10 protein-coding genes are annotated in these 10,667 nt (G+C 28.3%); 3 read left to right on the top strand and 7 right to left on the bottom strand.

What is annotated here, in order from left to right; genetic code table 11:
* Both U9R42_09545 and U9R42_09550 read left to right on the top strand, forming a co-directional pair.
* Window positions 1–1,397 (top strand): ankyrin repeat domain-containing protein (locus U9R42_09545; protein ID MEA3496265.1); only part of this gene is annotated, 1,397 nt, incomplete at its 5' end.
* Window positions 1,397–1,825: a hypothetical protein gene (locus U9R42_09550; protein ID MEA3496266.1), complete on the top strand. Its 429-nt coding sequence runs from the start codon at window positions 1,397–1,399 to the stop codon at window positions 1,823–1,825. The genes U9R42_09545 and U9R42_09550, both read left to right, overlap by 1 nt.
* A gap of 354 nt (window positions 1,826–2,179) precedes the next feature.
* Here the strand turns inward: U9R42_09550 and U9R42_09555 are convergent, their stop codons facing one another.
* Entirely contained in the window at window positions 2,180–3,253 is a 1,074-nt protein-coding gene (locus U9R42_09555; protein MEA3496267.1) for a PQQ-binding-like beta-propeller repeat protein, read from the bottom strand.
* Window positions 3,254–3,860: 607 nt separating this feature from the next.
* Here U9R42_09555 and dnaB point away from each other — a divergent pair.
* Window positions 3,861–5,408, top strand: coding sequence for a replicative DNA helicase (gene dnaB, locus U9R42_09560; protein ID MEA3496268.1), 1,548 nt, complete (start codon window positions 3,861–3,863; stop codon window positions 5,406–5,408).
* A gap of 466 nt (window positions 5,409–5,874) precedes the next feature.
* Here the strand turns inward: dnaB and dapA are convergent, their stop codons facing one another.
* The 6 genes from dapA to U9R42_09590 form a co-directional block, all read right to left on the bottom strand.
* A complete protein-coding gene (dapA, locus tag U9R42_09565; protein ID MEA3496269.1) occupies window positions 5,875–6,756 on the bottom strand; it encodes a 4-hydroxy-tetrahydrodipicolinate synthase in 882 nt (293 codons plus the stop codon).
* A gap of 5 nt (window positions 6,757–6,761) precedes the next feature.
* Window positions 6,762–7,301: a hypothetical protein gene (locus U9R42_09570; GenBank protein MEA3496270.1), complete on the bottom strand. Its 540-nt coding sequence runs from the start codon at window positions 7,299–7,301 to the stop codon at window positions 6,762–6,764.
* Entirely contained in the window at window positions 7,294–7,644 is a 351-nt protein-coding gene (locus U9R42_09575; GenBank protein MEA3496271.1) for a MerR family transcriptional regulator, read from the bottom strand. The genes U9R42_09570 and U9R42_09575 overlap by 8 nt, the downstream gene beginning before the upstream one ends.
* Before the next feature lie 3 nt (window positions 7,645–7,647).
* The gene (locus U9R42_09580; protein MEA3496272.1) at window positions 7,648–8,619 is read right to left on the bottom strand and encodes a M23 family metallopeptidase; all 972 of its coding nucleotides are present in this window, start codon (window positions 8,617–8,619) and stop codon (window positions 7,648–7,650) included.
* Between the two features lie 168 nt (window positions 8,620–8,787).
* Window positions 8,788–9,900, bottom strand: coding sequence for an AI-2E family transporter (locus U9R42_09585; GenBank protein MEA3496273.1), 1,113 nt, complete (start codon window positions 9,898–9,900; stop codon window positions 8,788–8,790).
* A 43-nt stretch (window positions 9,901–9,943) separates the two neighbouring features.
* Complete coding sequence (locus U9R42_09590; protein MEA3496274.1) at window positions 9,944–10,420, bottom strand: hypothetical protein; 477 nt, start codon at window positions 10,418–10,420, stop codon at window positions 9,944–9,946.
* Window positions 10,421–10,667: the final 247 nt, after the last annotated feature.

Raw genomic sequence — 10,667 nt, forward strand, 5'->3', positions numbered from 1 at the left:
ATTTTAGGTTTAAAATTTGCTTGTTAAAACCCCCTATGTTTGAATTAAAACACATTATTGGACTTTTGTTTTTTTTATTAAGTTTCAACTCACAATCACAAGAGGATAGTGCAGATTATGATTTGCTCAAAGCTGCTTATGATGGTAAAACTCATGAAGTTGTAATGCTTATAAAAGATAGTACTGATGTTAATTTTAAAGATGCTTACGGATGCACCGCTTTAATTTATGCATCACAGCAAGGGCATATTGACATTGTAAAAATTTTGCATTTTAACGGAGCAAAAATAAATGATAAAGTTAGATATGGCGGTAATACGGCACTAATGATTGCAAGCAAGCATAACCGTCATCAAGTCGTTAATTTTTTAATTAAAAAAGGAGCGAAAATTAATGAAAAAAATTCAAGAGGACTTACTCCCTTACATTATTCAACTGCCTATGGATATGATACAACTACGGATATGTTGCTTTATTATGGAGCGGATATTTCGATAAAAGATAATGACAGCAATACCGCTTTTATAATTTCATCTTTTACAGCTAAAGTAAATACTGCTAAATTGCTTTTAGACTACGGTGCAAAAATTAATGAACAAGATAAAAATGGCTTAACAGCTTTGATGATAGCATCACAAAATAGGGATTTTAATTTTACTAAGTTTTTGCTTGAAAATAAAGCAAATAAAAAAATTAAAAATAAATATAATCATACTGCACTTTTCTATTCGGTTTATAATAATGATACGGCAATTACAAATCTTTTGTTAAATGATTCAACAGAAAAAAACCTGACTAAACTAATTGATCTTGCTTACAAAAATGAAAATTATATAATGGCAAAGCTATTGAAAGAAGAAAGTACTAAAGTAAGCTTAATGCCTGTTTTTAATAAACTTATACTTAGCTATGGCAGTAATTTTTCTAAAGATGATTTGTTATTTAACACAGCAATAGGATTGCATGATTCTAAATATTTATTAAATTTTAATTTGGGTTTTGATACAAGATATAAAGCGAGAAAAATATTGGTAAAAGAATCAGAAAACAATTTTTTTCAATTCCATGAACGTAGATTTATTTTTTATACAAATTTGGAAAAGGAAATTAATCTTTATAGAGATGCTGTTTCTGTTAAAGGTTGTTATTTGGGATTTAAAGAGGGATATACTTTTGGAAATTATCGTGGAGCAGAAGAAAAAGCAGTGTCTAAATTTTTACATATTCCTCAAATTGGATTATTTTGGAAAAATCAAAATTTTGCCTTACGTACTGCTTATGAATACTACGATTTAGGTATTTACAATCATTCCCCACATCATCTTAGCTTGCAGTTAAATTACTTTTTGAGAATAGGAAAAGAAAAAATTATTAAAAAAGAAATTAATTTGTTGTAATGAAAAATTTAATTCCATACATACTTTTGTTTCTCCTAATATTTATTACAAATTGTGATGATGACTTACCCAGTGTAGATGATTGCTACGATTACGATTACAGCGATTGTAACACTTCGAAACCAACTGAAGGAGATTTAATAATTAAGCTAACAATTAATGACGAAAACCCCAAAGTGCCGATAACAATTTTTAAAGGTAATTATGACAACAAAGATACTCTTAAAAAAATATTGCATGATGACGAATTGTTAAGAGTAAGCTTAAAAGTTGAAGAATATTATTCTGTTACAGCAAAATATAAATCGGGAAACAAAACAATTACCGCAGTAGATGGAGGCAATATAAAAATCATTAAACGATATGTTTGCGATTCAGTTTGCTATGGTGTAAAAGAGGGGAAAGTGGATTTACGATTGAAGGATTGATGGGGGCGGGTTGCGAGCTGTGAGAAGTTGGCAGACTTCAATTTTTGCTTTAAGAAAATAATTTGCTTGTTTTTTAGGGTGTTTTTTTAATAAAATACTTGCTTTGTAAAAAAATGAATTATAATTTTATTTTCTTTTCTCCCTTTAGGGCAGGGGCAAAAAAAGAAAATAAGGACAAGTGCATATATTAATGAATCTACTCTAAAAAATCTTAAAATGATTTCCAACTCCTTTCTACTCCAAGTTTAAAAGGTGGAAGTAGTTGAAAATCAGGATTCCTTCTATGGATTGGGGCAATTCCTGATTTTCAAAACCTGTACTCATTACATTTTAGTGTGGATTCATTAATCAAATTTATTCAGTTACCTTTACAGCACACATTTCATTTTCATCATTAATAAAATAGATAATTTCATCATTCACAGTAAGAAGAGGTGATTTTATTTTAAATTCAAATTCAAATTCATCTATTTTTTTACCTTTCTCAATTTCTATTAAATAGATTGAATTATTCATGTCGGATAAATAAATCAGGTTATTTTCAATAGCAATTTCACTAAGTTCATAATCAGTTTTGATTTTTCTATCCCAAACAGGCTCTCCGTTTTTTAGGGAAAATGCATAAACAGTATTTGCAAATGAACAATATATTTTGTCCTCTTTAATAACAACATTTTTTGAAAATTTTGATTCTTCATTTTCAAATTCATATTTCCATTTCAATTTTCCATCTGTAGCATTCAAAACAAAAATTTTGTTACCATTAATAAATGTTACCACTTCATCATTAACGCTTACTTTTGAAGCACCAAAAATATTTAAATCATACTGCCACAATTTTTTCCCATCCTTTAAGCTAAGAGAGTGAATTTTCATGTCATCATTAAAAAACAATGCGTTTGAGTTGTTACAAATATTCGGATGCCCTGTATATAGATATTCGGATTTTATCATGTCTAATCCTGCTTCTTGGTCTAATGCATACACAAAATGCTTAGTATTAAAATACACTAACTTATTTATTACGAAAGGATTACAGCTTATTGGCTCTTCTGCATCAAATTTCCATTTTAGCTTTCCTCTTTTGCTGTATAAAGCATAGAGATAACCGTCTTTTCCTCCAAAATAAATAATATTTTCTTCAATTACCGGAGTTTTATAAATCGGTTTATCAATTTTGAAACTCCATAAAACTCTACCTCTTCTTTTGTCAATTGCGTTTAATACTCCATTATCGTTTCCAATAAAGACAATTTCTTCACTAATTGCAGGTTGAGGAAAAAACATTGTTTTGTCAATATTATATTTCCATAATATTTTGTAATTATCTTTTTTAAGAAGACGATTATTTGGCAAATATGGTTTTAGAGAACTGAAAAGAAAAAATGATAAAATGATGGCAAGCTTAGTAAAATATTTGTTTCTCATAATTAGTGTGTTTTTTTTAAATTTTAAATTAAATAATTCTAAAATACAATTTTGTTAACAGATATTCTTGGTATTCCCAAATAAAAATTCGTTTAGTTAGTAAATTAAAAATTTGATTTCTTTATTGTTAACTCCAAAAGTACGAAGAAAATTAATTTTGTCAAAATTTATTCTTTCTTTTAGAGAAATTATTTCTTTTTAGGAATATTTTTATAAGTATTTAAATATCTGATAGATAGATATTATACGCTGGGAAACAGCCTGTTACGATTTTTAAAGTCTAATTGTTATTAAGAAAAAAATGTTTAAAAATAAATTTTAAATTTGTCATAAATTTATATGTACTAAAATAAGAGTGCCACTATTTTTTGCTGTTTTAGGTTTTGAACTAAAGAAATTTGTGTTTTTGATTTGTTAACAAAAAAAGATGTTTTAATTTTAAATAGAAAGTGTTTCTAAAAAAATATTAACATTTAAAGAACAATAAAAATCTAAGTGTGGAAAAAAAATAAAGGAAATATTTATTGTTTTAATTTGTAATGATGTTTTACTTTTACACAAAAATTATTTGCTGAGTTAAAGAAAAAAAACTAGGATTTAGTTAAGAATGGAAAATAAAATAGAAGCTGTTAAAGATCAAATTTCGAAAGTAAGAAGAAACGCACCAAAATTGTATCCGCAAATTTCAGAATTAGGAAAAATTCCTCCACAAGCAATCAATGTTGAAGAAGCAGTGTTAGGTGCTTTGATGTTAGAGCGTGATGCACTAATGGAAGTGTTGGATATTTTAACACCAAAAATATTTTACAAAGAGGAGCATAAAATTATTTATGAAGCAATTGTTAACCTTTCCGTAAAATCCAATCCAATTGATATCCTTACAGTTACTGCTGAGTTAAGAAAAGAGGCAAAACTTGAAGAAGTAGGAGGGGCATATTACATTAGTGATCTTACTAATCGTGTTGGTTCTTCTGCCAATATTGAATACCATGCACGAATATTAGTTGAGAAGTTTATTTTGCGTGAATTAATTAGGATTTCCAGCAAAATTCAAGAAGATGCATTTAATGAAACCACAGATGTTTTTGACCTTTTAGATTCTGCAGAACAGAATTTGTTTAACATTGCTCAGGGTAACCTAAAAGGTGATTACGAAACAATGAGTGATTTAATTGTAAAATCAATACAGTCGATTGAAGAAATTAAAAATACTCGGGATGAAAGAGGTGGAGTAACCGGTGTTCCATCCGGCTATAATGATCTTGACAGGATAACTTCCGGCTGGCAAAAGTCTGACCTTATTATTATTGCTTCTCGTCCGGGAATGGGAAAAACTTCATTAGCATTGTCAATGGCACGAAATGCTGCTGTAGATTTTGATATGCCAATAGCAGTATTTTCACTCGAAATGTCCTCACTTCAGCTTGTTCAAAGATTGATTTCTGCTGAAGCTGAATTAGATGCGATGAAATTAAGAAATGGTGACCTTGAAGAACATGAATGGCAACAGCTAAATACAAAAATAAATAGATTAAGCGATTCTAAAATATTTATTGATGATACTCCGGGAATAAATGTTTTTGAATTAAGAGCAAAATGCAGAAGATTGCATTCTCAAGAAGGAATTAAAATGGTTCTTATTGACTATCTTCAACTAATGAATGCTCAAACCGACAATAGAAGAAACTTCAACAGAGAAAATGAAATTAGTACAATATCAAGAGCATTAAAAGGATTAGCAAAAGAATTAGACATTCCGGTAATTGCCCTTTCTCAATTAAGTCGTGAGGTTGAAAAACGAACATCATCAAAAAGACCTATACTATCCGACCTTAGAGAATCCGGATCAATTGAACAAGATGCTGACCAAGTAATGTTTATTTATCGTCCTGAATATTATGGCTTAACAGAGAATGAAGATGGTGATCCAACCACAGGACTTGCTGAATTAATTATTGCGAAAAACAGGCATGGTTCGGTATCAACTGTAAAATTGAAATTTATTAGTACTTTTGCTAGATTTTCAAATCTTGATGATTATACTATTACTCCAACTCATGATGGTATGGTAATTAAAAACTCTAAAATTAATGATGATTCAGATTCTGATGAAAACATTGAAAATACTAATGATGATGGAATTGCACCTTTTTAATTTCCAGAAACTTCCTTAAGGGGGGGGGCTATAAATACATTTCTTTTAAGAAACAAAGATAATGAATAAGATGCAAGGCACAAATTTTTCTGAATAGCATTCCGCGTGTCGCTGAAGCTTTAGCGGAGGCACAAGCTATTGAGAAAAATTTTAACTCAGTCAGATTGTTTATTATTTTTGTTTCCAAAGGGTTTTTATTCCGAAATTTCGGAATCATATACTTCTTCAAAATTTTTACCATTATCCCGATATATATGAACTAAAGGACACATACTTCGACTGGTTATAATTTGAGATTTTGCACTATGTTTAATGTATTGATTATTATTCGTTTACACGGTATAGCAAAATACAGTTTATGACCGCTCTGCATATATCTTATTAGAATATTGCATATAAATTAATTTTAATCTGTGAATCTGTGGCTTTAATATTTTTTAACTACACAAATCAACATAGAATATTTTTATTGAGCCTTTGAAATTTCTATAAGTTCTTTTAATTTCAAAGTTATTTTTTCAGATAATGGATAAAGCGGTTGTCTTACATGCTTTTCACAATATTCTTTAAGGCTTAAAAGTGATTTTATACCTGACGGATTTCCTTCAGCAAAAATTAGCTTTATGAATTCAATTAAATTGTAGTGATTTTTTTTTGCAACTGTATTATCATTATTGTTAAAAGCATTTATCATTGACGAAAATTCTTTTGGGAAAGCATTCCCAATTACTGATATAACACCTTCAACACCAATGGAAAACAACGGTAGTGTTATAGCATCATCTCCTGATATAACTGTAAAATCATCACTTTTTTTGTCAATAATTTCCATTATTTGAGAAAAATCTCCTGATGCTTCTTTTATAGCAACAATATTTTCAAAATCCTTTGCTAATTTTAATGTAGTTTGAGCCGTAATATTTGAGCCGGTTCTGCCGGGGACATTATAAAGTATAACAGGAACAGGGCATTTTTTGGCAATTGATTTATAATGTTCATAAATACCATTTTGATTTGGCTTATTATAGTAAGGTGAAACAGATAAAATTCCGTCAATTCCTGTAAAATTAAATTTTTCTATTTCTGTAACTATCTGCCGGGTATTATTTCCTCCAATGCCAACTACAATAGGAAGTTTGCCTTTATTAATTTCTTTTGCAATTTGAATGACTTCTAATTTTTCTTCTTTCGATAAAGTAACAGATTCGGCAGTAGTACCAAGCATTACAAGGAAATCAGCACCATTTGATACTAAATTTTCAATAATTTTTTTAAGTGCATTTCTATCAAGTTCAAGCTTTTTGTTGAATGGGGTTATAACGGCTACTCCTAATCCTTTAAATTTCATTTGCTTTATTTTTCAGTTAACATTCCTAAGTAATTTTCAATTGAACTAATTAGTTCATTAAGATTTGCAATATCTTTTGGGTCAATCATAAAATCATAGATATGAGAAAATTCATCATTATATAAGCCTATTTTTAATTTTGCAATACTCATAAAACTCAAATAATGCAGATAAATATTATTATTAAGTGATAAATTAATAATGATATCAAAATTGTTTTCTAAAAAATTTGCTGATTTTTCTTTTGGTAACAATCCGAAAAAGTTTAAATCTTTTCCTTCAAATTTAAAATTATTTTTAGAACTAATTTTTTCATGCATCCTATCTTGCTGAGTAATAAATTCTACAGAAAAAATCTCTTTATTTTCAATTGATAATTTTTCGATAAATGATTTAATAAAGGTATCCTGACTACTATTTTCAGAAATATAGAGCAATCCAATTTTATCTAAATTCTTATTACGAATTAGCTTTTTAGCTTTTTCTATTTCTTTTTTTTTGAATCTAAAAATGAGTTTAATAATATTTCTGGAAATCCTACCCATTTGCTTCGCTTTTCAATTCCTTTTTTAAATCTATCAAAAAAGATTTTGCATTTTCCAAAGTATCTTTTAGAAATATATTTTTTTTAATATCTTTTTTTTGTGAGTTCATCATTTTTTCGGCTCCTGTAAGAGTGTATCCTTTTTTCTTTGTAAGGTAATGAATCTGTTTAAGTGTTTCAATATCAGACGAAGTAAACATCCTTTTTCCGTTGGGGTTTTTTTTTGGCTTCACATGTGAAGAAAATTCTTTTTCCCAATATCTTATTAAAGAGGTGCTTTCATTAAGAATTTTAGCTACTTCACCTATTGAATAATATAGTTTTTCGGGATGTTGATTTTTCATAGCTTAGTCAAGAGATTGATTTGCTTGTTCAGCTAAAATAATTACTTTTTCATAGTCTTCTGGAGAAAGATCATTATGAAAATAATTTATAGGATTTACATGTTGTCCTTTTCTAATAACTTCATAATGAAGATGAGGTGCGGTGGATAAACCTGTGTTACCAACTGTTCCAATAGCTTCACCTCTTTTTATTTTTTGTCCTTTTTTGACATAAAATTTTGATAAATGAGCATATAAAGTTTTGTATCCAAAACCATGGTCAATAATGATTTTATTACCATATCCTCTGCGAGAATAATGAACTTCTACAATAGTTCCATTTCCTGTAGCATAAATATCCGTTCCTCGTGGTGCAGTAAAATCCTGTCCATCATGAAATTTAGGAACTTTGTATATAGGATGTATTCTCCAACCAAAGCCTGATGAAATTCTTGTAAGGTTTTTATTTGAAATTGGTTGAATAGCAGGAATTGATGCTAACATTTCCTCTTTGTTTGTTGCTAATTTAGAAATATCATCAAATGATTTGCTGAGAATATATAATTTTTTTGATAGTTTGTCGATTTTTTTTGTTGTTTTAATTATTAATCTGGAATTATTATAACCTTCCAAATTTTTATATTTTTCAACACCGCCATAACCTGCATTTCTAATACCTGAAGGTATTGGCTCAGCTTCAAAAATTATTCTGTAAATATTTTCATCCCTGTATTCAAGGTTGTCAACAACTTTTTCAAGGTTTTGAAATTTTGCATTTAATAATTGGAAATGTAATTCATAATTACTAATTTCTCGTTTAAGTTGTTTCTCTTTTGGAGTATCAAAAAAGTTTGAAACAATTATATATAAAAGAAATGAAGAAATAATTAATATTGAAAATATACCAAGAGAACGTATTAACCATTCAAATCTGGTACGTGTAAATTTCTCATATTTTAGATTTTCTTTGTTAAGTTTATACTTTATCTTAATCATTATTGTTGTATAAATTATTAAAATAGAATGCAAAGGTAATATTTTGTTTTGATTTCACAATATTAATTTCTTATCAGAATGTTAATAACTAAGTTGGATATCCAAAATCCTTTGTAAAGTAAAGCCTTTAAAGCTTTTCAGTACAAGTTATATTTATAGAACCCCCCTTTATTCTAAATTAGCATTTTCTGCATGCTTGTCTAAATATCTTTTGTAATAAGTTAAAATTAAATATGAGAAAGGTAACGCAATTATCATCCCCAATAATCCTAACAATGACCCCCAAATGGATAAGAACAGAAGAATAAAAGCAGGATTAAAGCCTGTAACTTTTCCCATAATTTTGGGAATCAATATTGTATCTTGAATAGTTTGAGTAATTGCTACTACTAATAATGCAAGACCAAAAATACTCCAAAAACTTGTAGCTGTTTCTAATGCGTACATTCCTGCAACAAAGGTGATTGGAATAATTCCTAAAATTTGAAGATAAGGTACCATATTTAATAATCCCATAAATAATCCAACAAGAATTCCCATAGGTAATCCGATAATCCAAAAACCTGTAGCGAAAAGAATTCCCACTGTACTTGCAATTAGTGATTGCCCTCTGAAATAACGATTCATTATAAATTTGAATTCGTTGATAAAATCAATAACATCTTTTCTATACTTATGAGGAATCATTTCTTGCCATTTCTTAATTTTATTATAATCTTTTAGAATAAAAAATATATATAATAAAATTATAAAAAATCCTAAAAGTCCAAATACAAATGAAGCTGTTCCTGTTACAAACCTCCACAATTCAGGTATTATTTTTTGTGATACTGATGCTGCTAATGTTTGAATATCATTGCTTTTAAACATCTCTTGTATATCCTCTCGTTGCATGTAGCTTTGTATTTGATTCCAAATAGATTCCGGCAATCTTTGTTCTGCTTTTATAGCAATTGAAGAATTAGAAATTAGTGAAGAAAGTAATTTAATCATGTGATTAACTTCCTGAATAATAAGTGGTACAATCAACCAACCTATTAATCCGAGTATCGCAAAAAACAATAAAAGGGTTATAAAAACTGCAACTCCTCTTATTTTTATTTTTCGTTCAAAAAAATCTACTATGGGATTTAAAAGATATGCGATAAGTAATGCAACTGCAAAAGGAATAAGAACGCTTTTTAAAACTCCTATTATTAAAAAAACTGCAACTATTACAATTACTGCAATACTAATACGAACTACTCTATCAAAAGTGAAAGGTTTGCTTGAATCTAACATTTTTAAACTATTTAATTAGACAAACAAATATAAGAAATGAATATTACAAATAGCCAAACATTAAATATCCTGCTGAAAAAAATGAAACTCCAACACAAAATCCTGCCCATGTTCTTCTTTTTTTCATTTTCGAAGCTTGATCAAAATAACCCTGAAAATATTCAGGTTTTTGTGCTAATGGCTTTCTGAATTCAGGTATAGTAAGGTTATTATGGTCTTTTGGTGGATAAGCGGTAAGAACAACTGCTGTTATTAGTCCTGCAGGTGGTAAAACTAAACTTGTAAAAAAAGAACCAGTAAAAGAACCATAATAATTATAATATGATTTTGCATCTGCCTTGCCAAGAATATATAGTTTGGAGCTAATGTCAATATTATTTGATTTTATAATAGGACTATCATTTTTAAAATTTACGAAAATAATTTCTGAGTTGCTTTTTAAGTCATTTCCTGAAATATCCTGAGCTTTCATATTTGTAATAAACGTTATAAATATGAAAGTAATAATTAATTTATTCATAATACCTTAATTATAAAATTTACTAATTTATTAAATAATAAACATACAAGCAATAAATAGCTTGGATGCAAATATATTTTTTTTTATTAAATAAATGCTCAATTTTTTATCAAAAGAATATATTTAGTGTCTCTAAGAAAACTCTGCAAAATTAGATTCCTATCTTTTTGCGATATTTTTATCTTTCTCAACTCACTGATGCTAAGGCATCGCCTCGTCTCAAAAAATAAAAATCTCACCTGCCTGA

This window comes from Bacteroidota bacterium, from assembly GCA_034723125.1.
Taxonomy (GTDB): Bacteria; Bacteroidota; Bacteroidia; order CAILMK01; family JAAYUY01; genus JAYEOP01.